Raw genomic sequence first — 24,646 nt, 5'->3', positions numbered from 1 at the left:
CATGGTGGACTTGCTGATCGCCAAGCGCTGGGTATCCGGCTTCGTCTTCTACTACCCGTTCTTCATGTCGTACTTCTGGATGATCGGGGGGCTGCTGCATTACTTCCTGCTGGAACGCGGCACCGCGCGCGTGCAGCATCCACTGGCGCTGCTGGGCGTGAAGCGCTACCCCAAGGTGTCGATCATCGTGCCCTGCTACAACGAGGAGGCCAACGTGCGCGAGGTGATCAGCCACCTCGCCCGCATGCGGTATCCGAATTTCGACATCATCGCCGTCAACGATGGCAGCTCCGACCGCACCGGCGAGCGCCTGAACGAACTCGCCGCGCAGTACCCGCAGTTGTTGGTGATTCACCAGGCATCCAACCAGGGCAAGGCGATTGGCCTCACCACCGCCACGCAGGTGACAGATGCCGAGTACCTGATGTGCATCGACGGCGACTCCATCCTCGACGTGGACGCCATTGCCTGGATGATCCGCCACCTGCTGGAGAACCCGACCATCGGGGCGGTGACGGGCAACCCGCGCATCCGCACGCGCTCCACGCTGCTGGGGCGCATGCAGGTGGGCGAGTTCTCGTCGATCGTGGGGCTCATCAAGCGCACGCAGCAGATCTATGGGCGCTTGCTGACGGTGTCGGGCGTGGTCGTGATGTTCCGCAAGCACGCGCTGGAAGAGGTCGGCTACTGGAGCAACGACATGCTCACGGAAGACATCGACATCAGCTGGAAGCTGCAGGTGGGTGGATGGATCATCCGCTACGAGCCGCGCGCGCTGTCGTGGATTCTGATGCCCGAGACCTTTCGCGGCCTATACAAGCAGCGGCTGCGCTGGGCCAAGGGCGGCATCCAGGCGCTCATCAAGTACGCGCCGGCCATGCTGAGCCTGCGGCAATCGATGATGTGGCCGATCTTCGTTGAATACGCGCTGTCGGTCGTGTGGGCGTACAACATGCTGATTGTCATCTCGTGGTCGGTGCTGGGCTTCTTTGTCGACATGCCGCCCGAATGGCGCATGGAAGCCTTCCCCCGCTGGCACGGCACGCTGCTGTTCATCACGTGCGTGCTGCAGTTGCTGGTCGGCTGCTTTATCGACCGCCGCTACGACGACGGCATCCTGCGCTACTTCATCGATACCGTGTGGTATCCGGTGGCGTTCTGGATTCTCAACCTCATCACCACGGTGGTCGGCTTTCCGGCCGTCGCCTTCCAGCGCACACGTGCTCGCGCACGCTGGACCAGCCCCGACCGGGGCGTACAACAACAGGGGAATTCGCCATGACCGCACTCGTCATCGACGTCTCTCGCAATTCGATCCGGCAGTCATTCTCGGACAGGGGGATCGTCGGCACGTTGCACCACGTGCTGTGGTTCCGCATCTTGCGGCCGATTCTTGTGATCTCGATCTGGGCACTGCTGGGGCTGTATGTGGGCTACTCCATCAGCAGCGTGGGGCCAAGCGGCCTGCCGTTCGAGCAACTGCGCATGTATGGCCACATCATTGCCGGCATGGGCGCGGTGCTGGTGGTGTGGATGGTCCTCTCGCGGCTGGACCGCGCCATCCGCCGCAAGATGGCGCGTACGCAAGCTGCAACGCCAGCGTCCGCCGCGGCTGTCAGCGCCTCTCGTGCGGCTGCATTGCACGCCAAGCAGACCGCCTGGCAGCGCCCGCGCAACACGCGTCTGCTGGTGGTTGACCATGACGACGACGGCGACATCACCCACGTGCGCTCATGGCAGGAGTGGACTGGCCGCCCGGCACCTGCAGGTACGGCCACGCCAGCCGTGCTGTTCACGCGCAGCCCCGAATACGACCCGGACGAGCCGGTGCTCCCGGCCGGCCCGGTGATCGTCACGGACCGCGCCGATCGTGCCGAGCCCTCCCTGGCCGGCGTTGCCGAAGTCGCATCGCATGCGCCAGCACCGCAGCAGCGCGACGTGGTGAGGGCCGCCGACATCGTCACCGCGGAAGCCGCTGGTTTTCATCGCTTCGGATATCGCGGAAAACTGGGTCGCAACGATTGGGTGGAGCCGCCCGAGCCGGCATCGTTTGCGATGCGTCCGGGCATGGCACACCACTACGGCGGCGTGACGGCGGTGGTGCATGGCCGTGCGCGCCCGGCCGCGCATGCGTCAGACCGTATTTCGGAGCGCGCATTGGAGCACTACCGGAGCCTGCACGCCTTCGGCGCACATGCGCAACTGGAAGACCCGTATGCGGCACTGGACCGCGTTGAGCGTGTCGACGTGCTGCATGGCTTCGGGCGACGCGGCAACATCATTGCGGACGAAGGCTGATCGCCTGAACTGGGAACAGGTCATCCGCCATGAGCGCGCCCTCCCTTGGAAGGCGCGCTTTTTTTATCACGTGTCAGTCACGCCTGTTGGGGCTGGGTGCTCTGAGGTGGATACGCCTCTTCCAGCGCAATGGCGCCCGTCTCCAGCAATGACTTCAGGTTGGAGAGAATCTTCGGCCAGCCGCCCGACACGGCGTCGATCAGCTTCGACGGCGTACGCTCAATGGTGTGCGTGAGTGTGAGCTTGACCGCTGTGCTGCTGGGTTCCAGTTCCATCGTGCAGAGCGACGGGCCCTCGGCCTTGAGTTCCGGTTTGGTCTGGTGCTGCCAGCGGATCACCAGACGACGGGGCGGCACGGCCTCGACGATCTCACCGTCGTCGAAGACCACACCATCGCCGGATACCAGCGCCCACGAAGCGCCCGCCGTCCATTGGCTTTCGCAGCGCATGCCGAACCAGTACTGCTTCATGGCGTCGGCATTGGTCAGGGCATGCCACAGCTTCTCAGGCGTGGTGCGGATATAGATGACGTAGGTAAAGGTGGACTGCGGCATGGGCGTTCTCTCCCGTTGTTGTTTCAGCATAGAACGCGTGATCGGGCACGAAAACAGGGCGTGGCCTATTGCGTCGCCTACTTCGGGTATTCCAGTTTAATGGAATGAAAATCCAGTATGATGGAAATCATCGAACCGCTGCACCGGAGCTTGAATGTCTTCCCCCGCACTCCATGACGATATCCGCCTGATCGACTGCACCGAGGCCGAGCATGCGTCTGCCATTCTTGAAATCCTGAACGAGGCCATCGTCAATTCCACAGCGCTGTACGACTACGTGCCGCGCCCGCCGCAGGCCATGGAGACCTGGTTTGCCGCCAAGCGCGCCGGCGGCTTTCCGGTGGTGGGTGCGGTCGATGCCTCGGGCAAGCTGCTGGGCTTTGCGAGCTGGGGCACGTTCCGCGCATTTCCCGCCTACAAGTACACGGTGGAGCACAGCGTGTACGTGCACCACGCATACCGTGGCCGCAAGCTTGGCGAGCAGTTGCTGCGCGAGCTAATTCGCCGCGCAAAAGAGAAGCAGGTGCACGTGCTGGTGGGCTGCATTGATGCGGCCAACGGGGCGAGCATCGGCCTGCACACCCGCCTGGGGTTCGTGCACGCGGGCACCGTCAAAGAGGCCGGCTTCAAGTTCGGCCGCTGGCTGGATGCCGCGTTCTATCAACTGAATCTGCAAATGCCTGAGCAACCGGTCGACGGTTGATTGCTGCAGCAGCAACAAGGCACAGATCCACCTTCAGATGCCCTAGCGCAAAAAGACTAGGGCGCACACATCAAGCCAGCGCAATCGTTGTCACCCGGTCGCGAATTTTGAGGGCAAACGTATGTCGCCCAGCAAGGCGCGTAAACGTGTGAACGATCGTGCAGCGCATCACGCAGACGTGGCGAGCAGGCGCCTTGCTTGGTCAATCGCGCACGCCTATGCTTGGTTCTCCTGCAGGCCGGCCAGCACACTCTCTCATTGTCATCGGCGCTTGCAGTGCTCATGGTGTCCGTAGATCAATATCGTCACGGCGGCCCGTCCGTGACCGACAACCACGATGGAGTCGACTGTGCTGAGTCCCCATGAATTTGCCGTTCTGCTTCTCGTCAACGATGGCGCCGAGTCCAATGAACTGGATCGCGCCGATGTCGAAGCGCTGATCGAGCGGCAACTCGTCACGCTGGAGCATCGTGGCCCCGACCGTTGCTACGCTCGGGTGACTCTCCAGGGCTATGTCTTTCTCAAGGCCTCAGGCCATGTTCGCGCCAGCGGACGAAGGTTGGCCACCGCAACTGCGCATTGAGGGTAGAGCTCCGCGCACGAACGTTTCCTCATTCCTGATGTGCAGACATCGCTGCGTCCGCTCGTGACGGTTGACGTTTTCAGCTTCTCTCATGCGCGGTGCGCGGATCACCATCGTTCATAGGCCACGTACGCGAACTGCGCGAGCGCCGTGAACGTGAGGCGCGTGAACGAGAAATGCATGAGCACATGGAGCATAAATCCACTAACGCGATGACAACCCCAAGCGGCCCATGCGATGCATCTGCATGGGCCTTTTTGCTGTGCTGAGGTGGGCGAATGTGGGTTGGGATGGCGACCGTATCGGTGCAACAATGCAGCAGTCGGTGTCCATCGCGCGGAGGCGGTCTTAAGCCTCCACTTCCGCCAGCGCCTTGAGCCCCACCGACAACATGGCCAGATCGGCCTGCCCCGCGGCCACCTGATCGGCAATCACGCGGTTGTAGCGTGCCAGTGCTTCCTGCCGGGCGGCTTTCCATGCATCGACCAGCGCTTCTGCTCCCGCACCGGCGGGCGCATCACGCAGCACCGAGCCGGTCAGCCTGCGGCGCAGTTGCCCCAGCTCTTCGAGCAGCGTTGCACGTGCCAACATCTGCCAGTGGGTTTGCGTGGGCAGGTTGAGGATGCCGCTTTGCAGCCAGCCATAACCAAGCGGCTGGTCGAGTGCAAAGTACACCCGCGCGGCGAGCTTGGCGTCGCAACCGCTGGCGGTGGCCACTTCGGCAATATCGAGCAGCGACACCCGTGCCGGCACACCTGCCGCAATGCGTGCCAGCGCTTCGGGTACGCCCTCGTCAGCCAACGCCTGCTGCTGTTGTGCCGACGCGCGCGCGGAGTCTTCCGTCTGCAAGCCATCCACTTGTGGCGCCAGCACATCCACCGCATCACGAAAGCGCTCCACCGTGGCAGGCACATCCGACATGCGCCGCCGCAGGAACCACAGCGCGGCGCGCTCGTGCAGCTGTGCAAATGCGGTGAACAGCGCCGTCTGCGTTTCGTGCGGCACCTGCGCATCGAGCCCGTCGACTTGCGCCCAGAGCGGGTCCATCCGATAGACCGCGCGCGCCACCAGGCTGGCCCACACGACGGCCCGCGGTTCTGCGCCAGTTTCTTCGGCAAGGCGGTGCACGAACGTCACACCCGCGCGGTTGATGAGTGCATTGGCGTGCATGGTCGCCAGGATCTCGCGCCGCAGCGGGTGCCGCGGCATGGTCGGGCCGCAACGTGCCTGCAGCGGGTGCGGAAAGTAGCCGGGCAGGCCATCGGCCACGAAGGGCTGGTCGGGCAAGTCACTGGCCAGCAGCGCGTCGTACAGCCACATCTTGCTGTAGGCCATCAGCACCGCGCGTTCCGGTGTCGTGAGGCCACCGCCGGCAGCCCGCCGGGCATCGATTTCCTCATCCGGCGGCAGAAATTCAATGACCCGGTTCAAGCGCCCGGTGCGTTCCAGATAACGCATCAGCCGTGCTTCGGCATCCAGCCACTGTGCCGTGCGCGTGCGTGCTAGAGAGAGCGCTTGCGTCTGGAAGTAGTTGTCGCGCAGCACCAGCTCGCCCACCTCGTCGGTCATCTCGGCGAGCAGCGTGTTGCGCTGCTTGAGCGTCATCTCGCCTTCGGCCACTACCAAGCCGAGCAGGATCTTGATGTTGACCTCGTGGTCGGAGCAATCGACACCGGCTGAATTGTCGATGGCATCGGTATTGATGCGCCCGCCGTGTAATGCATATTCGATGCGGCCGAGTTGCGTGCAGCCCAGGTTGCCGCCCTCGGCCACGACCTTGCAGCGTAGCTCCGCCCCATTCACGCGCAGCCCGTCGTTGGCGCGGTCACCCACCTGGGCATGCGTTTCGCTGCTGGCCTTGACGTAGGTGCCGATGCCCCCGTTGTAGAGCAGGTCCACTGGCGCCTTGAGGATGGCGTGCAGCAGATCATTTGGCGTCATCTCGGTTGCAGTGACATCCAGCATGGCGCGCACTTCGGGCGATAGCGGAATTGCCTTGGCCGTGCGCGGGAAGATGCCGCCCCCCGGGCTGATCAGCGTCTTGTCATAGTCAGCCCAGCTTGAGCGCGGCAGGTTGAACATGCGTTCGCGCTCGGCAAAGCTGGCGGCCGCATCGGGTGACGGATCGAGAAAGACATGGCGATGATCGAACGCCGCCAGCAAACGGATATGGCGCGAGAGCAGCATGCCATTGCCAAACACGTCGCCTGACATGTCGCCCACACCCACCACGGTGAAGTCCTGCGATTGCGTATCGACACCCATCTCGCTGAAGTGCCGCTTGACCGATTCCCACGCGCCGCGTGCGGTGATGGCCATCTTTTTGTGGTCATAACCCACCGAGCCGCCTGAGGCAAACGCGTCGCCCAGCCAGAAGCCGTATTCGGCAGAGATGGCGTTGGCGTAGTCCGAGAAGGTGGCCGTGCCCTTGTCGGCGGCCACCACCAGGTAGGGGTCGTCCTCGTCGTAGCGCACCACGTCACGCGGTGGCACGAGGTGGCCGTCGACGTAGTTGTCAGTCAGGTCGAGCAGGCCGCGCAGGAAGGTCTGATAGCACGCCACGCCTTCTGCCAGATATGCGTCACGATCACTGGCCGGTGGCGGTTGCTTGACGATGAAGCCGCCTTTGGAGCCCACCGGCACGATGACGGTGTTCTTGACCATCTGCGCCTTGACCAGCCCCAGCACCTCGGTGCGGAAATCTTCGCGCCGGTCAGACCAGCGCAGCCCACCGCGCGCAACCTTGCCGCCACGCAGGTGCACGCCCTCGACACGCGGCGAATACACCCAGATCTCGAACATCGGTTTGGGCTCGGGCAGGCCCGGCACGCGTGCGGGGTCGAACTTGAACGACAGGTAGGGTTTGGATTGCGCAGCCTGCCCATCGTCTGCCGCACGCTGGAAGTAATTGGTGCGCAGCGTGGCCTCCAGCACGCCCAGGAATTGACGCAGGATGCGGTCTTCATCCAGGTTCGGCACCTCCTCCAACGCTTCGGCAATCTGTGCGCGCAGCTTGTCGGCATCGCGGGTGCGTTCGGCCTCGTTGAGTGACGGATCAAAGCGCACCAGGAACAGGCGGACCAATGCCCGGGCAATGGACGGATTGCCCGTCAGCGCGCTTTCCATGTAGGCGTTGCTGAAGGTCGAGCCGATCTGACGGATGTAGCGTGCATACGCTCGCAGGATGCGTACCTCGCGCCAGGTCAGGCCAGCCTGCAGCACGAGACGGTTCAGATCGTCGTTCTCGACCTCGCCCGTCCAGATGCGTGCGAAAGTGTCTTCAAAGCGCCCACGTGCTTCGTCCAGGTCGACCTCGCTGCCGTCGATGGTCTCCATGCCGAAGTCGTGCATCCAGATGGGGGCAGTATCGGCGGGTTCGACACAGTAGGGGCGCTCTTCGTTGACGCGCACGCCAAGGTGCTCAAGCATCGGCAGGCTGCGCGACAGCGAGGTCGGCTCGCCTGCACGGTAGATCTTGAAGCGCAGTGCGCCGGTGGGGGCTTCCAGTGGCCGGTAGAGCTGCATCGTGAGCGTGCCGGCGGCAGCGGCTTGCGGTGCCGATGGTGCGCCCGCCAGCAATGGCTCCATCAGCTCGATGTCGCGCACGGCAAGCCGGGCGGGGTAGTCCTCCCGAAAGCCGGCGGGGAAGGCATCCCCATAGCGGCGCAGCAGGCGGTTGCCGCGCTCCTCACCACCGCGTTCGAGCAAGGCATCGGCCAGGTCGTCTTGCCAGCGCCGTGCGGCCTGCACGATGCGCTCTTCCAGTTCAGCCACATCCACCTCGGGCACGTTGCCCGGCTGTGTGCGCACAGTGATGTGGATGCGCGCGAGCATCGATTCCGACAGCAGCGGTGTGAACTCAACCCCCGTACCGTGATAGGCGTCTTGCAGCAGCTTTTGAATGCGCACGCGCAAGTCTGTGTTGAACTTCTCGCGCGGCACGAATACAAGGCACGACACGAAGCGATCAAAGCGGTCACGCCGTACGAACAGCCGTGTGCGTTGCCGCTCTTGCAGTCGCAGGATGCCGAGCGCGATGTCGTGCAGCTCTTCCCCCTCGATCTGAAAGAGCTCATCGCGCGGATACTGCTCAAGAATCGTGATGAGGGTCTTGGCAAGATGCCCGTTCGGCAGGAAACCGGTGCGCGCAATGACGCTGGCAACCTTGCGCCGCGCCAGCGGAATGCTCTCCGCCGGCACCATGTAGACGGTGGAGGTGTAGAGCCCCAGGAAACGTCGCTCGCCGCATGCGTGCCCGTTGGCATCGAAGCGCTTGACGCCCACGTAGTCGAGATAGCCAGGCCGGTGCACGGTGGCGCGCGAGTTGGCTTTCGTGATGAAAATGGGCGCGGGCGCATTGATGATCTTCACCGCGCCGGGAGCGAGCCGCGACAGATCCGAGCGGCCGGCATCGCGCAACGCCTCGCGCAGCACGCCAAGGCCCGTTCCCGGCAAACCTTGCAGGTAATGGCCGTCTTCCTTGACGACGAGCTCGTAGTCTCGATACCCAAGGAAGGTGAAGTGCCGCGCCAGCATCCAGTCGAGGAAGGCCTGTGCCTCGGCAATTTCCGCGCGCTCTGTCTCATCGGCAGAGGGTTGCGCGGCGCGGGCGCTCAACGCGTCGATGGCGGATTGGGCTGCGGCCTGCATCGGCTTCCAGTCTTCCACGGCTGCGCGCACGTCACGCAGCACGCGCACCAGGCCGTCATGCAGTGCCTGTATCCGCTGTGGCTCTGAGAAACGATCGACCTCGATGTGGATGTAGGACTCGTAGCGGGCGCTTTCGCCGTTCTTGTCGCTTTCGCCGGGGGTCTCGTCATCGGCATCGGCGGGGGTGTCGCCCGCGAGTGCCGCCGGCCGCAGCACGCCGCCAGCTTCCACTGCCAGACGGGTGCCGGCCGCATCGCGCCGCATGCGATAGACCGGGTGGCAAGCAGAATGCAGCGCGAGACCCTGCCGGTTGATCTCCATCGTCACGGAGTCGAACAGGAACGGCATGTCGTCGTTGACGATCTCGACCACCGTATGGCCGCTGTACCAGCCGTGCTGCTCAAGGCTTGGGTTGTAGACCCGTACGCGTGGCTGCCCTGACACGAACTTCTGGCCAAGCTGCCAATGGGCCATTGCCGCTCCGTAGAGATCGGCCACGCTGCGCAAGACGACGTCTTCGGGGTCGGCCAGTCCGTAGTAGTGCCGCATGAATGGCTCGAACAGTGCGGCGATCTCTGGCGCTCGTCCGCGTGCAAGGGCCACTGCATCCGCCATGTGCTGACGGACTTTTTCTTCGTGCTGGGCAGACATGGGCGATCTCCCGAAAAGCGCGGAAAAACAGCTTTTCCATGCTACGCCGCGTGCCCTTGGGCCGCAACGTGCAACCCGTGTCAACTGAAAAGGGGGCGTGGGTCAGGCGCGCCTTTTTGTGCGGCGCGTCTGTAGATCGGCCGACGGTGCCTTTGCGGCGCCTTGCGTGATCTTGTCCAGCACGCGCTTGGTCCGCCCTGCGCAGCTCTCGTTTTCAGTGCGGTTGTTGATGTCGCTCACGAGCGCGAGCAGGTGGTGCTTGCTCTGTGCCAGGCGCTGCTCCAGCAATTCGATCTCGCTGATTTTGCGGTGCAGCGCTTCCAGCAGTTCCTGATGCGGCCACTTGTCGAGATCGGGCGGCAGGATGGCGCGGATTTCCTCCAGCGAGAACCCCGCCCCCTGCGCACACAGGATGATCTCCAGCCGGGTCAGCGTGTCGGGCGTGTACTCGCGGTAACCGTTGGCCTGCCGCTGTGCGGGCTGCAGCAGGCCGCTGGCTTCGTAAAAGCGGATGCGCGAGGCGGCTACGCCACTCTGCTCCGCCAGTTCGCCGATTTTCATACGCATGCTCCGGGGCTTGACATTAAAGTCAACTTTAAGCTTAAGGTTAGGGCGTCGTCAAACCGGGATGCCCCTCATGAAGCTGTTCACGCCCCTCACGTTGCCCAATGGCGCGGTGATTACCAACCGCCTTGCCAAGGCCGCCATGGAAGAGAACATGGCTGATGCGGACCACGCGCCATCCGATGCATTGGTACGCCTGTATAAAGCCTGGGCCGAAGGCAACGTTGGCCTGATGCTCACGGGCAACGTCATGGTGGACCACCGCGCCATGACCGGGCCCAACGGCGTGGTGCTGGAAGACGATGCCCACCTCGACCGCTTCCGGCGCTGGGCGCAAACCGCACGCGCCCACGGCGCGCATGTCTGGATGCAGATCAACCACCCGGGCCGCCAGATGCCTGCTGCACTTGGCCAGACCACGCTGGCGCCGTCTGCCGTGGCGATGGACCTGGGTGCGCTGTCCAAGCAGTTTCCGGTGCCTCGGGAGATGAACGCCGCCGACATTGCGGACGTGCAGCAACGCTTCACGCACGCAGCGGTGCTGGCCGAGCAGAGTGGCTTTACAGGCGTGCAGATTCACGCGGCGCATGGCTATCTGCTGAGCCAGTTTCTTTCCCCGATCACGAACAAACGGCAGGACCAATGGGGCGGCCCGATCGAGAACCGCGCGCGCCTGCTCCTCGACATCGTGCGTTCGGTGCGCGGCGCGGTGTCGCCGCAGTTTGTGGTGGCGGTCAAGCTGAACTCGGCGGACTTCCAGCGCGGCGGCTTCAGCCCGGACGATGCCAAGCGTGTGGTCGAACTGCTCAACCCGCTGGGCGTTGATCTGGTGGAGCTGTCCGGCGGCAGCTACGAAGCACCGGCCATGCAAGGGCAAGCCCGCGACGGCCGCACGCTTGCCCGCGAGGCCTACTTTCTGGAATTCGCGCGCGACATCGTTGGCATTGCGCAGATGCCGTTGATGGTCACGGGCGGTATCCGCCGCCGTGCGGTGGCAGAACAGGTGGTCAACAGCGGTATCGCCATGGTTGGCATTGCGACCGCGCTGTCGATTGATCCGAACCTGCCGCGCGATTGGCGGGCGGGCAAGAACACTGCACCGGTGCTGCGCCCGATTACCTGGAAGAACAAGGTGCTCGGCTCACTGGCCAACATGGCCGTGGTCAAATTCCAGCTGCAACGGCTGAGCCAGGGGCGCGGGACGAACCCGCGTGTTTCGCCGTTCAGGGCACTGGTGGTGCAGCAGCTGGCTAATGCCTGCCAGACACGGCGGTACAAGCGCTGGACGGCGCAGCGCGCCTTACATTGACCGTTGACGTGGGCGCTAGTGCAGGAGGGTGGCTTGGGCAATGCCCGCAACTGCGCAGAGGGCCACCACGGCAAGCGGCGGCAGCTTCCACCGCGTCAGCAGGCAGAACCCGACGGCGGCAATCGCAAAATCCAGCGGGGCATGCACCGCGCTGGTCCAAACCGGCGAGTACAGCGCGGCGGCCAGCACGCCAACCACGGCGGCATTCACCCCTGCCAACAGCGCCGCCATGGACTCGCGCGCACGCAATGCCTGCCAGTACGGCAACGCGGCAACAACCAGCAGCAGCCCTGGCAGGAAGATGCCCACCGTGGCGAGCACGGCACCGCCCAGGTGATTGGGCACGCCGCGCATCATCCAGCCGAGAAACGCGGCGAACGTAAACAGTGGCCCCGGTACGGCCTGCGCGGCACCGTATCCGGCAAGAAAATCGCTGGACGTCACCCACCCCGTGGCGACCGTCTGCTCTTGCAGCAACGGAAGCACGACGTGGCCGCCGCCAAACACCAGCGCGCCCGAGCGGTAGAACGCGTCGAACACACGCACAGCATCGCCTGCGCCGGCTTGCGATAGCGCCGGCAACCCGAGCAACAACACACCAAAGAGCGCCAGCGCAATGGCGCCAGCGCTGCGGGAAATGCGGAACCCCGTGTGTTGCCCGGGCGCAGCGATGACGCCGGTCGCGGATGTGCCTCTGCACAGCGCAAGGCCAAGTACTGCGCCGAGCGCAATGGCGATGAGCTGCGCATAGACGGAAGCCGTCAGGCTTAGTAGCACGATGGCTGCCAGCGCGATGCCGGCCCGACGCAAATCGGGGCACAAGCGCCGCGCCATGTCCCACACGGCTTGCGCAACCACGGCAACGGCCACCAGCTTCAACCCGTGGATCAATCCGTCGCCAAAGGGGCCGCCGAGCGTTGGCGCCAGCATGGCAAAGGCAATCAGCAGCACGACGGACGGCAGCGTGAACCCGCACCACGCTGCCAGGCCGCCAAGCCACCCGGCGCGCAGCAAACCGATCGAAAAGCCTACCTGACTGCTGGCCGGCCCCGGCAGGAACTGACACAAACCAACCAGATCGGTGAACGTTGCGTCGTCAAGCCAGCGCCGCCGCTCGACAAACTCACGGCGGAAGTACCCGATGTGTGCCACCGGGCCGCCAAACGACGTCAGCCCCAGCTTGAGGAAGACGGCAAGCACGCCCAGCGCATTGGTTGCCTGTGCGGGCCGTGATGCATCCATGTTGGTATCCATGGCGCGCTGCGTGAGGGTTAACGGATGTCTTTTGCCGCGTCCCACAGGTCGCGTGTGCCGAGGGTTGCATGCCAGGCTTCAAAGCGGGATCGCCATTGCTCAAAGGGCTCGCCCAGCGGGTGCCTGGGGTCGTCGCTCAACGCATAGGCCATGCCCTCGATCAGCCATCCGGGGCGGGTGGCCACCGCATAGTTGCCCAGCACTTCTGCTTGCCGGAAATGGATCAACTCGTGTGTCACGTAATAGGTTTTCCACCCGCGTGGCGCAATGACCAGGCCCAGGTTGCCCACGGCTTCTGCCGCACGGCGCCCAATGCCGAACGTATCGGCGCAAGTCGATGTCGTGCAGAACACCATGCGCGGCGCCCGCTGAAACGGCCCGACAGCGTTCGCGGCGTGGGTGTAGCCATCCTGGTACAGCTGTTGTGCTTCGCTCAGGCTGGCAACGTTGTCGGTGCAGATGTTGGGCAACGGGCAGGACACCCCCGGCATGAGCGATGGAGCAACAACCCGCAGCGGCTTGACGAAGGCAAGCGCCACAGCGGGCAGTGCGACCAACAGGGCGGCACTGGCGGCCAGCAGGATCCGGGTGGGCTTCATGAGTTGGCGGTCGAGAGGTAGGCGGTGGCGAACATTATCAGGTATCCGCGCTGCCTGAGCGGTGCCGCCGCCCTGTCAGTCGTACAGGATCTGCACTGTCACCACGGCTGTGAATGGCCCGATCTTCGGCGCGCCGAGCGGTTTGAGCGTGGCGCTCATGGGCACGTCGATGTGAGTGTCGGTGGCACCAAAATTCGCCAGCGGAAACGGCTCGCCGATCGGCAACTGCTGTCCGTGCTGATCCTGGATGCTGATGCCGAAGTTGCTGTCGGCCGTGGGCAGGATCAGGTTGTTCTGCACCGGATTGGCGGTTTCAAAGTAGCCGTTGATGTTGACCCCTGTTGTGCACTGCGTCTTGTTCAGCGCCAGACTGAACGGCTTGGCGGGGGCGGTCGGTGAGAACCCCGTGGGTGTGGCCTGCACTTGCCCGAAGTCGACAATGCCGGGCTCAGGTGTGACGGTTACATCAACGATGCACGGCGTGGGTTTCAGGTTGTCCAGCCCGCTCAGGATGTACCGGAAACTCGTGTTGCAGCAGTTGATGCCATTCAGACCATCGAACTGGAATGCTGGATAGGTGTCTTGCGGCACACCCACCCAGGTACCACGCTTGCGTACCACCACCTGATAGCTGATGCTGACCGGAACCTTCGGGCAGAGGCCCGCAGAATAGTCGCTGCTTGAGCAGGGCGGCACCACATAGCCTGTTGGCACGCCCGTGCCGGGCAGATTGCCCGCACCAAAGTAGTCGACGCCGTTGTAACGGATACCGATTTCCAGCCCCCATGCAGCTGGGTCCATCTTGGCCGGGTTGGCATAGAAGGAGATCGGATCGTCGTAGGTCAAGGACCCGCCGCCCAGATCCTTGTAGCAGACACCCGTGGTAGTGCGGGTGGGCGAGATCCAGATGACGTAACCATCGGGAGCGTTGACCGGATAGGTTTGGACCGAGCCGATGGGTTCGATGAATTGATCAGCACCGCCCGAGGTGAGGCAGCGCACTGCCAGTGCCGAATGCGAGCCCAAGAGAAAAGCCAGGCCAAGCAGTGCTTGCAGTACCGCCCGCCGCAAGAAGCCGCAATGCGTTGTCATGGCTGCACGCTCCGGCAAAGGGTGGCGTCACACGCATACTTGACAGCGTTCTGCCCGCCCCAATCGTTCATGTGCGACACATAGAGCGTGCTGGGCAACGTGCCGGTGAAGTCCACTTCGGCATTGGCCTTGGGCTCGATCATCACAGCGTCGAACTTGAGCGTCTTCTTCTCTTCACCGGCGGCCAACTCAACCACGGTGACGTGATAAGGCGTCGGGTTATCGAACACCAGCTTGTGATGTGCAGCATCCAGCCGCAGCGTCATCGCCAGAGACACATCTTCATCCTGCTTGGGCTGTACACCCTTGGGCCGATAGAACAGCTTGATCTTGGAGTGCAGGGCGATCTGGATCGCGTTCTGCGCGTCGGTCTTGGGTGGGATCTCGCGTACGTTCAGGTAGAACACCGATTCGCGGTCGGTGGGCAGCGCATCGCCCGGCAGTTTCACGATACGCAGGACGTTGCGCTCGTTTGGCTCGATGCGCTGCAGTGGCGGCAGCACCATGAATGGCGATGTGATGCGTTTGCCAGCGCTGTCTTCAATCCATGACTGCACGACGTAGGGGTAGGTCGTGCTCTTGTTGGCGATGGTCAGGCTTTCCGATTGCGCATCGGCGTTATAGATGACTCGGGTGCGATCCGGCACCACGGCAGCCTGAGCGGCTGCGGCACACAGTTGCAGCGTGAGGGCAATACCGGCTAGCCGGTAGAAATGGGTAGGAAAGCGTCGCTTCATGATGAGGGTGTCGGAGTGGGGGGGGCCGACGCCACGCAGGACATCGGGATGGGGTCTGGCGTCAGGTGGAGCGTTTGCTTGACGGGGCCGACTTCACAGACGGCATGGTCCGCCTGCCGGACGGACAGCACGGTGTCCGCTCGAACGCCTGCGAGATACACGACGCCATGTTCGCCAACGATGCCCAACTCCTTGCCGCTGGTCAGGTCGATGACGGAAGCCCCAAACGGCACTTCTTTGCCCGATGGCAGTGTCAGTGCCACCAAGGCGTTGCTTCCGTGCGTGGCGTCAAAGCGCAGGAAGCCGATGGCGCCATCCGTCAGGACGACGCGCTGTACAGGATTGGCCACCGTGGTCTCCAGTGACATGGCGTTGGTATTGACGCGAGCGTCATACGGGTTGAACGGCGCCACCGAGCCGATCACGGCATAGCCGCGGGCGTCCGTCCTGGCCTGCGAGCCGGAGAAGGCCACATCCGGCACGCCGTCAGACGAAACAAGGAGACGCGTATCACCATTGGTGCCGACCGCGTGCGGCTCGATCCCGTATTGCGTTGCCACCAAGGAGCCATCCAACTCAAGCGAGGCTGCGCTGTAGGCATTGCCGGTGGCCGAGGCCTGCGCATTGACTTGCACCGCGCTGGTCTGCTTGCGCACGTTGGCGCTGAACGATGCACGACCGTCGTTGGTGCCGGCGTAGGCGGCATAGCTCAGTCCATGGTCGTCACCGCCGGAGTAGCCCGTGCTGATGTTGGTGCCGCCCGTGCTGGAGGATGTGACGCTGGTCGACACCACTTGGCGGTTGCCCAGCGGAATCGTCATCGCCAGGAAGACCTGATTGCCGTTGCCCGTCACGCCGCGCGTGCGGTACGCCGACACGTTGAGCGAGATGTTGCGTACCGAGCCGATCGACACCGTGCGCGTCAGCGTCAACCCAAGGCGATCATCCGGCGAGCGGTTCCAATAGCTGGTGTGGTCCAACGACAAGAAGGCTGAGACATCGCCCAGTCGTTTGGCCAATGACAAGGAAACCCGTTGGCGGCTGCCAGCCAGGCCGGCAGCGGTCGGGTCGCCAAAGAATTGCGGGAAGCTGGTGTAGGTGCGATCAGAAAAGCGGTAACCGAAAAAGCGCAGGTCCGAATCGAGCGTGTCGAAATGCTTGGCGTAGTTGAAGCGATACGAGCGGCCCGTTTGCGTATCGCCGTTCCACCATAGGCGGGCACGGGCGAAGGTCACGTCTGCAGAGATAGCGCCCAGTTTGCCCAGGTTCTTACCCATGCCAGACGCTACCGATGCATAGCCGTCTGCCCCGATGGCACCGCCGTAGACCGTCAGCTCGTGAGGAAGGCCATAAGCGGCTTCAACAAAACCGAAGGTGGGCGAGATGCCATTCCCACCAAACAAGCGCGGCTGGCCCGCGGCGGCCTTGTAGCGCAATTCTCCCTCGCGTGCGAGGAAAGGCACCGCAGCGGTGGTGACGGTGAAGTGCTGCTCCGACCCATCTTCTTCCTGCACGGTGACGTCCAGCGTGCCTTGCACGTTGGCGGAAAAATCCTGCAACGCAAACGCACCGGGGGGCACGCGCGTGGCATACAGCACGCGCCCCTGCTGCGATACCGTCACCATGGCGTATGTGCGTGCCACGCCGGTGATTGGCGCGGCGTATCCGCGCATGCCGGGCGGCAACATGCGGTCGTCGCTCTGGATGGCTGCACCGTCCAGTGCGAACGTGTCAAAGATGTCGGAGCTCAGGTACGTCTGCCCGAGCGAGATCGTCGACTGAATGCTGGGCAGCGCGCGATAGGCGTACAGGCGATTGAACTGGAACGCGCTGCTTGAGCCGCCAAAGTTGGCCGCCGAGCCAGAGGATGTCTGCGCTTGATAGTCGCCCCGCAGGCGCCAGCCGCCCGCATTTGCGCCGACTGTGCCGTAGGCTTGCAGCGTATTGGTGGTTCCGCCGGGTGCATTCTGTGTGGTGCCGATGACGCGATAGTCGAGCATCGCGCCCGGAATGCCATCACTCCAACGCTGCGGCGGAATGTAGTTCGGGTCTGCATATTCCAGTGCCACCTGCGGCACTGTGATCTGGAGCTGCCCCTTGCCCTTGTTGTGCCGGACAGAGGCGCCTTCAATGGTGCCGAGGTCGACACAGTTGCTCTCCTGCGTAGTGGGCAATGCGTTTCGAATGGCTGCTTTCAAGCCAAACTGATCCACCAGGGCTGCCGGCAGGCAGGCTTGGCTGATGCCGGGATCTGACGATGACGGCACGAACACGATGCTCTCGCGTTGCAGCAGCTGACCGTTGAGTACCACGTCCAGCAGGTAGGTGCCCGGTGGTGTGTAGTCTGCGCGCGCGAACTGCGAGAGGTCCACGTCGTTTGCCCCATCGATGCTGAGGAACGATGAATTGAATTCGGTCGCCCGAGCATGTGCTGCTAGACCGAGGGCGGCAAGGCTGGCGCAGAGCACGCGTAGCTTGAGGTTCACGTCGATGAGGCCGGGGGGGCACTTCCGGCAGGCGAGGCGGAGAAAAGGAAGAAAAAAGGGGGCTCGCGCCCCCCAAAAGTGCACCCGATGTGTCGGGCGCACGTAGCACTGTCTTTACTGGTAACGCACGGTGAAGTTGGCCACCGAGTTGGCCAGGCCCGGCGTGACCGTTGCGGCGGTCGCTTCGTACATGGCAGCGAACTGAACGGTGTTGTTGCCGTTGGACAGCACAACCGGGGCCTTCTGTTCGGTGCCGTTGTCCAGGTATTCGCCGGCGGCACTTTGCAGGCGCACACCCACGTTGCTGGCGCTGCCGGTGGTGGCGAACAGGCCCGGGGTGACCGTGTCGGCCGTGCCGGTGAACGTGAAGAACGCGTTCTTGGCGGTGGTCGTGTCGCAGTCGGTCAGCTGGATGTTGAACGGCGTGGCTTGCGAACGGTCCCCCAGCTTGGCGAACGTGTTGGCCGGAACCTGGCCCAGCGAGACGGTCTGGTCCAGCGTGTCGCCGCTGATGCCGCAGGCGCCTGCAACGATTTCACCGTTGAACGTGATGGTGCCCGGGTTGCCGGTGCCGGCAGCAAGGGCGGATGCGGACAGGGCTGCAAGTGCAGCGGCTGCGAGAGCTTTTTTCATGGGATTTCAGTTCAAAGAAGTTGTTAGATGCGATGCGGTGTTTGTGCACGCGATGCGATTATTGGCAGTACGCCGTCAGTCCGAAATCGGACGCGTTCGAAATGCACTGCGAGGTGCACGCTGACAACGAAACCGGGAGGACGTGCGTGTCAGGACCGCGGATGGGCATCCGGCAGTGCTGCCGATGAAGAGACCAATCCCACCTCGATGGCATAGCGGAACAGGTCTGCTTCGCGCTCAATGCCGAGCTTTCGCATGGCCATCATCTTCTGCGTGCTGACGGTCTGCTTGCCTCTTTGCAGGCGCTGCGCGATCTCACCAATCGACAAGCCCGACACGAACAGGCGGACAACCTCGGTCTCTCGGCGGCTCAGGGGGCGCATGCCGGGGCCTTGCAACTCGCGCGTTGTGTTGAAGATCGCTTGCATGGTTGGCGAGAAGTACGTCTTCCCCCCCATCGCGGAGCGCACCCCAAGCACGATGTGTTCGACATCGTCGGATTTGCTCAGCACGCCCTGTACACCTGTGGCGATGATTCCCGACAGGATTGCCGGGTTGTCCAGCATCGTCAGCACGACAATGGGCAAGGCCGGGTAGCGACGCATGAGGAATGAGAGCAACGGAACACCGTCGCCGTAATCCCCGCCGGGCATGGCGTAGTCGGTCAGCAGCACGTCGCACGGCTGGCGATCCAGGAGTGCGACCACCTCGGTGGAGCTACAGGCCGTATCGATGATGCTGATGTCGCTGATTGGCTCGATCGCCGCGCGCACGCCGGCGATGACGGCGGGGTGATCGTCAGCCAGCAACAGTCGAATGGGAGTTTTCATTGGATTCAACACACGTCCGGATCGGTGGCGAGAAAACGGCCCCCAAAGACGGGGGCCGTTCTGTGCCGATCGATCGATTGATTGACTGCGTTACCACTGATACGACGCGCCTGCGCCGTAGGTGGTGCCTGCACCGCTCACACTCGCGCCCATCTTGACCTTGATGCGATCGTTCAGGCGCGCGCTCACCCCGATGGCAGATGCTGCATAGCCCTGATACGAGCCCACGCCTACGCCCACCGCAATCGTCTTGCCCTGATCCACATCCGGGATCATGGTGAGCGCCGTGGCACCGGCAATGCCGGAGTAGGCCTTGCGCGAGACATCTCCCAGTGCTTGCTGCACCATGCCGATCTGCTGGTCGGTGTAGCTCTTGGCGCCTGCCACTGCTGTATCCATCGTGCGCTTGTTGACGGCATCGGTGCTCATCACGGCATCTGCCACGTTGGTGATGGCGCGCTCGCTGCCGGCCGAGCCGACCGAGACCGTGTTGTCACGATCTGTGGTCGAGCCCGCGCCCAGCGCCACGCTGTTCGTGTTCGATGCCGAGGCGCCGGCACCAATTGCCACCGCGTCGCCGCCGGTTGCCGAGGCCGCGTTGGCTTGATCGCCGCTGGTGGCAACGTGTGCGTTGGACTCACCCGTGGAGATCACTTTCTCAACCGTGGTGATGCGGTCGCCGGTCTGGCCAATCTGCGTTGCCAACCCGCTCAAGGCATCACCCACGTTGTTGTAGGTCACGTCGTTGAAGGTATAGCTCGGCGCGATGTATGCACCGTCTGCACCGATCCCGGCTCCGCCGCCCAGCCCGCTGGCCAGGCCACGCAACTGGCCGACATTGGCCGCGTCCGTATCCGCCATGCCGGCTTGCACGTTCGACAGCAGCACCGGTGCCCCCGCATTGCCGAAGGTGACCTGCGTGCGGTTTGAACCTGCGTCGTAGGTCACGGCGTCCAGCGTGTTGCCGTTGTTGTCGACCAGGCCGGCTTGCTTGAGTTGGCGCAGGTTCACGGCGTCGGTTTCTGCCGTGCCATCTGCGACGTTATGGAGCTGCACCGGGCCTGCTGCATTCTGGCCGCCAAGCGTCACGCTGCTGTAGTTGACCGAACCGTCTGTGTTCACGTCATACGTCACGGCTGCCAGCGCATTGCCGTTGTTGTCGATCAAACCGCTCTGCTTGAGCTGGCTCACATTCACTGCATCGTGATCGTCCGAGCCGTTCGCCACCCCCGTCAGCTTGCGTGCGCCCGCCGTGCCGGTCAAATCCACCACGCTTCCGTCGGTGCCAGCGGCCACGGTGATGTTGCGGGTGGTCGTGTCTTGTTGCACCAGGCCCACCGAACCATCGCCAATCTGCTTCTGCAGGTTGGTGATGTTGGTTTCGTTGGTCGTCACGCGGCCATCAAGGGCGGTTACGTTGGAGTTGATCGTGGTGATGTCTCCCGTGTTCTTGGCCACTTGCTGGTTGGTTGCGTACAGCTGCGAGCCATTCACCGCGTCGGTGCTGCCGTCGGTCACCGTGCCGTCGGCCACGCCGGTCAGTTGGCGTGCACCTGCCGTGCCGGTGAAGTCCACCACGCCCCCATCGGTGCCAGCCGCCACCGTGATGTTGCGGGTGGTCGCGTCTTGTTGCACCAGGCCCACCGAACCGTCGCCAATCTGCTTCTGCAGGTTGGTGATATTGGTTTCGTTGTTCGTGACACGGCCATCCAGATTGACGATGTCTCCTTGCGCAGTCGTCAGTCCGGTGTCGAGTGCGTCAAGTGCCGTGCCAACGTCGTTCTGCGTGCCACCCTGCACGTTGTACGTCGGGCCGGTGACGACGCCCGTGTTCGCGTCAATCTTGGCGCCGCCGCCAAGGCCTGCAATGACCGGCTTGAGTTGCTGCACATTCACTGCGTCGGTGTTCTCGTTGCCATTGGCCACGTTGATGATCTGGCGCGTGCCGTTGCCGCCCATGCCCCAGCCCACCGAGACCACGTTGTCACGATCGGCAACGGAGTCCGCACCCAGGGCAACGGAGTTCTCGCCGGTTGCATTGGCATTGGCGCCAATCGCCACGCCCCGGGAGCCAGCGGCAACCTTGGCAACGTCTGCCTTGTTGCTCCAGCCGTCTGCCTGGAAGTAGGCCATGTCGCTTGCGCTGGCGTTGGCCAGTTCAGTACGCAGTTGCTGAACGTTCACCGCATCGGTGGCGGCAGTGCCCGCGCTGACGTTCGCCAGCGTTCGGGTTGCGCCGCTCCTGTCGGCAAAGTTCACGCGTGCGCCGTCGGTGCCGGCGCCGACGGTCAGGTCAGCGCCGGCTGCAGCTTGCTGTACCAGGCCTACTTGACCGGACGAGATCTGGTCGCCCAGCTTGGTCACATTGTTGTTCACGGTCGTGATCTGGTCGCCAAGCTGCGTGGCCGTCGTGTTGAGTTGGCCAACGTTCACGGCGTCGGTGTCGGCAATACCATCGCTGACGTTGGCCAGTGTGCGGGTGTTGCCATCCTTGTCGGCGAAGTTCACGCGTGTGCCGTCCGTGCCGGCACCTACCGTGAGGTCCGCACCGGCAGCTGCCTGCAGCACCAGCCCGATTTGGCCGGCGGTGATCTGATCCCCGAGCGTGGTCAGGTTGTTGTTCACCGTCGTGATTTGATCGCCAAGCTGGGTGGTTGCCGCGCTGAGCTGGTTGACGTTGACTGCGTCGGTATCAGCCGTGCCTGCAGCGACGTTGGTGACTTGGCGCTCGTTTCCGGTCGAGCCCATTGAAACGGTGTTGCTGCGCGTATTGGTGCTGCTCGCGCCCAGCGCAACAGCAGATGTCACGTTTGCTGCCACGGTGGCACCGTAGCCCAGCGCGGTTGAACTGCTTGCGCTCGCGTTTACTTTGGCATTGGCACCCATTGCAACGCTACCCTGCGCTGCCGCGGCGGAGCTCGTACCGATGGCAAAGGCGTTTCCGCCGGATGCGTTGGAGCCATAGCCGATTGCTGTTGCGTTGTTTCCGCCTGCTGATGCGCTATTGCCAACAGCGGTGGCACCGTTGTTGGTTGCTCTGGCGCTGGAACCGAACGCGTTGGCGGCGTTTCCACTGGCCACTGCGCTTTGTCCCACGGCGAGCGAGTTCGGTCCTACAGGCGCAGATGCCGCCGTACCCGTGTTCTGGAACGCGGCAATGAATCGGCTGCCGTTCGCCATGTTCTCGATGGCCGTGGTGTTTTGTGCGACCTGCGCGTTGGTCGCGTTGAGCTGCGACATGTTCACCGCGTCCAGATCAGCGACACCTGGCGCCACGTTGTGTAGTGCCACCGGGCCAGACGCAAGGCCATTGCCCAGCGTCACACTGTTGTAGTTGGTACTGCCGTCGCCATTCTTGTCGTAAGCAACGCGGTCGTTGACACCGTCATTCAATGCGTCGAGCGCTGCCCCAACGTTGTCTTGCGTACCGCCCTGCACCTTGTAGGTTGGGCCCGTCACCACGCCGGTGGCCGGGTCAATGGATGCGCCGCCACCCAGTCCGGTAAGCACCGGCTTGAGCTGGGAGACGTTCACCGCGTCGGTATCGGCAACACCGGCGGCCATGTTCACCACTTGGCGTTCGCTGCCTTGCGCGCCGACCGAGATGGTATTGGCACGGTCGGCCACGCTGGCGGAGCCCAAGGCGACGGAGTCATTGGCAGTTGTTTTTGCTCCCATCCCCAGCGCCACGGCGTTGACGCCAGCGGACGTTACGCTTGTGCCAAAAGCCATGGAACCCTGCGCGGTGGCATTGGCATTCCAACCCATCGCAAAGCTATCTTGCTGCGTGGCGTGCGCGCCGCTGCCAAGCGCCGTCGCGCCGTTGCCGAGCGCCGTGGAGTTGGTGCCGATTGCGGTTGTGTTGGTGGCGGTCGCCTGAGCGCTTTGGCCAATGGCCGTGGCCCAGCCACCCGTGGCTGCCGCGCCAGCTCCAATGGCTTGGGACCATTGTGCAGCACTGGCGTACGCGCCGATCGCGGTGGAGTTGGAACCCGTTGCGGAGGCGTGGTCACCGATGACCGTGGTCGCTCCAGCCGTTGAAGAGGCGCTGTTACCGATGATCGTGCTGCATGCAGAGCCGGGCAGGTAGGTGCTGTTGCAGCCTGCTGCGCTACCGTTGGCGTTATCGCCAATGACGGTGTTGTTGGCATTGCCCTGTTGCGCGCCCGTACCGGCAACGTAAGCGAAGGACTGCGTAGCGCCAAGGCTCAGCGTTACGGCGGCGAGTACAACCGAAACGCGTGCCAGCGTGCGCTGACCACCGGACTTCCTGCGGCTCTTGGCGGTTTCCGAGGCGGCCACCCAGGTGCCGGTGGCCGTGTTGAAGATGCTGCGATAGGTCTTGTTCATGGTGACTCCTGAGATGGATTGATCTGACGGGAGTCACTGTATTTTTCAGACGATTCTTAAACTATCTGACGAGTACTAAAACGACTGCACCTCGTACTGAGTCGTCTTGATTTCGTACTCGTACGAAGCGGGGGGAGGGGTTGGGCGCAGCCGAGGAGGATCGTGCCTCAGTACAGGCGCTGCAGCGGCGAGCGGTATTCACCAGGGCCGAACTCTGTGTGTAGAGATGCGCAATGCATTTCGTTGTCGTCCGATTACGGGCGGGCGGGGTTCATCCGACAATCGATCCCATCAGGCAACGATGTTTGATCGGCCCTCAAGATGCTTAGACGATGCCCCTGACTTCCCTGCCTCTCGCACACCTTCTTCTTGGCTTTGCCCGGCTTTCTGCTGCGGAGCAGAGGGCATTTCTTACTCAACTGAATCAGTTCATGCTTGCGTCGCCGCATCAACGGCGATCGCAAATGCACGAATGGGAGCATGCAGAATGCGCCAGCCTGGAGCCGCTTGTTGCGGGCGCCGGCAAAGCCACGTGAACTTCAAATCTTGGCGTCGGGCTGCGTGGTTGTTGCGGCAGAAACCAGGCCGGTCTCAATCGCATAGCGGAACAGGTCGGCTTCACGTTCCAGGCCCAGCTTGCGCATGGCGGAGTTCTTCTGTGTGCTGACGGTCTGCTTGCTGCGGTGCAGCCGCTCGGCAATCTCCCCAACCGACAGCCCCGACACGAACAGTCGCACCACCTCGCTTTCGCGGCGCGTCAGGGTTTGTGTGCCCGGGCCTTGTGTCTCTTTGGACGTATCCAGAATGGTCCGTGCCGTTGGCGAGAAGTACGACTGCCCCAGCATGGCGGCATGCACGGCCGGCACGATGTGCGTGAGGTCGTCGGATTTGCTCAGAACACCCTGCACACCCGTCGCGGCAATCGCCGAGAGCACGGCGGGGTTGTCCATCATGGTTAGCACGAGCACGCGCACCCCGGGGTAGCGGCGCAGGATGAAGGAAAGCAGCGGGATACCGTCGCCATAGTTGCCGCCAGGCATGGCGTAGTCGGTCACCAGCACGTCGCACGGGTTTCGATCCAGGAACGCGACCATCTCGGTCGAGCTTGGTGACGTCCCGATGATCTCGATGCCTTCTGCATTGCCGACAGCAAATTTCACCCCTGCAATGATGGCTGGATGATCGTCCGCCAGCAGCAGCCGAACAGGATCCTTCATGGTGATGTGATTCCCCGGTTTGACGCGATGGTGCGATTGTTGTTGTCGCGCAGCGATGTACTTACTGGTGCTCTGCCAGCCCGTTTCGTCCTTACAGGATGGATTCCCGTCGATCCTGGAGGGGGACACGTAAGAC

The 24,646-nt window shown here is 63.3% G+C and carries 17 protein-coding genes; 5 read left to right on the top strand and 12 right to left on the bottom strand.

The features are described from left to right. The first annotated feature begins 1 nt into the window (after position 1). Together pgaC and R2N11_RS03375 are read left to right on the top strand one after the other, a co-directional pair. Positions 2–1,282 carry a poly-beta-1,6-N-acetyl-D-glucosamine synthase gene (gene pgaC / locus R2N11_RS03380; RefSeq protein WP_316680140.1) on the top strand — a complete coding sequence of 427 codons (1,281 nt, stop codon included), beginning with the start codon at positions 2–4 and terminating at the stop codon, positions 1,280–1,282. Further along, positions 1,279–2,298 (top strand): poly-beta-1,6-N-acetyl-D-glucosamine biosynthesis protein PgaD, encoded by a 1,020-nt coding sequence (locus R2N11_RS03375; protein ID WP_316680139.1) that lies wholly within the window; start codon positions 1,279–1,281, stop codon positions 2,296–2,298. The genes pgaC and R2N11_RS03375 overlap by 4 nt, the downstream gene beginning before the upstream one ends. Positions 2,299–2,375: 77 nt before the next feature. Here R2N11_RS03375 and R2N11_RS03370 read toward each other — a convergent pair whose 3' ends face one another. Further along, positions 2,376–2,852, bottom strand: a complete 477-nt coding sequence (locus tag R2N11_RS03370) for an SRPBCC family protein (protein ID WP_316680138.1) — start codon at positions 2,850–2,852, stop codon at positions 2,376–2,378. Between the two features lie 154 nt (positions 2,853–3,006). Between R2N11_RS03370 and R2N11_RS03365 the strand changes: the two genes are divergently transcribed. After that, entirely contained in the window at positions 3,007–3,555 is a 549-nt protein-coding gene (locus R2N11_RS03365; protein ID WP_316680137.1) for a GNAT family N-acetyltransferase, read from the top strand. Between the two features lie 349 nt (positions 3,556–3,904). Continuing rightward, a complete protein-coding gene (locus R2N11_RS03360; protein WP_316680136.1) occupies positions 3,905–4,138 on the top strand; it encodes a hypothetical protein in 234 nt (77 codons plus the stop codon). Positions 4,139–4,486: 348 nt separating this feature from the next. On the opposite strand, the gene R2N11_RS03355 is transcribed toward R2N11_RS03360, so the two are convergent. Both R2N11_RS03355 and R2N11_RS03350 read right to left on the bottom strand, forming a co-directional pair. After that, positions 4,487–9,439, bottom strand: a complete 4,953-nt coding sequence (locus tag R2N11_RS03355) for an NAD-glutamate dehydrogenase (RefSeq protein WP_316680135.1) — start codon at positions 9,437–9,439, stop codon at positions 4,487–4,489. A gap of 102 nt (positions 9,440–9,541) precedes the next feature. Next, a complete protein-coding gene (locus R2N11_RS03350; protein ID WP_316680134.1) occupies positions 9,542–10,000 on the bottom strand; it encodes a MerR family transcriptional regulator in 459 nt (152 codons plus the stop codon). A 76-nt stretch (positions 10,001–10,076) separates the two neighbouring features. Here R2N11_RS03350 and R2N11_RS03345 point away from each other — a divergent pair, with 76 nt between their 5' ends. Further along, positions 10,077–11,312: an NADH:flavin oxidoreductase/NADH oxidase family protein gene (locus R2N11_RS03345; RefSeq protein ID WP_316680133.1), complete on the top strand. Its 1,236-nt coding sequence runs from the start codon at positions 10,077–10,079 to the stop codon at positions 11,310–11,312. Between the two features lie 15 nt (positions 11,313–11,327). Here the strand turns inward: R2N11_RS03345 and chrA are convergent, their stop codons facing one another. The 9 genes from chrA to R2N11_RS03300 form a co-directional block, all read right to left on the bottom strand. Then, positions 11,328–12,566: a chromate efflux transporter gene (chrA, locus tag R2N11_RS03340; protein ID WP_316680132.1), complete on the bottom strand. Its 1,239-nt coding sequence runs from the start codon at positions 12,564–12,566 to the stop codon at positions 11,328–11,330. Between the two features lie 17 nt (positions 12,567–12,583). Then, entirely contained in the window at positions 12,584–13,165 is a 582-nt protein-coding gene (locus R2N11_RS03335) for a hypothetical protein (protein ID WP_199029216.1), read from the bottom strand. A gap of 75 nt (positions 13,166–13,240) precedes the next feature. After that, positions 13,241–14,257, bottom strand: coding sequence for a fimbrial protein (locus R2N11_RS03330; protein ID WP_199029214.1), 1,017 nt, complete (start codon positions 14,255–14,257; stop codon positions 13,241–13,243). Continuing rightward, a complete protein-coding gene (locus R2N11_RS03325) occupies positions 14,254–14,994 on the bottom strand; it encodes a fimbrial biogenesis chaperone (protein ID WP_316680131.1) in 741 nt (246 codons plus the stop codon). Before R2N11_RS03325 ends, R2N11_RS03330 begins: the two co-directional genes overlap by 4 nt. Further along, entirely contained in the window at positions 14,991–17,480 is a 2,490-nt protein-coding gene (locus R2N11_RS03320; RefSeq protein WP_316680130.1) for a fimbria/pilus outer membrane usher protein, read from the bottom strand. The genes R2N11_RS03325 and R2N11_RS03320 overlap by 4 nt, the downstream gene beginning before the upstream one ends. A gap of 114 nt (positions 17,481–17,594) precedes the next feature. Next, positions 17,595–18,113, bottom strand: a complete 519-nt coding sequence (locus R2N11_RS03315) for a fimbrial protein (RefSeq protein ID WP_199029208.1) — start codon at positions 18,111–18,113, stop codon at positions 17,595–17,597. Between the two features lie 149 nt (positions 18,114–18,262). Continuing rightward, positions 18,263–18,943: a response regulator transcription factor gene (locus tag R2N11_RS03310; RefSeq protein WP_316680129.1), complete on the bottom strand. Its 681-nt coding sequence runs from the start codon at positions 18,941–18,943 to the stop codon at positions 18,263–18,265. Between the two features lie 90 nt (positions 18,944–19,033). Further along, entirely contained in the window at positions 19,034–23,293 is a 4,260-nt protein-coding gene (locus R2N11_RS03305) for a YadA-like family protein (protein WP_316680128.1), read from the bottom strand. Between the two features lie 539 nt (positions 23,294–23,832). Continuing rightward, positions 23,833–24,510, bottom strand: a complete 678-nt coding sequence (locus tag R2N11_RS03300) for a response regulator (RefSeq protein WP_316680127.1) — start codon at positions 24,508–24,510, stop codon at positions 23,833–23,835. Between the last annotated feature and the right edge of the window lie 136 nt (positions 24,511–24,646).

Origin of the sequence: Ralstonia flaminis (assembly GCF_958415495.1) — a bacterium.
Lineage (GTDB): Bacteria > Pseudomonadota > Gammaproteobacteria > Burkholderiales > Burkholderiaceae > Ralstonia > Ralstonia flaminis.
This window is presented reverse-complemented; position numbering and strand designations above follow the sequence as displayed.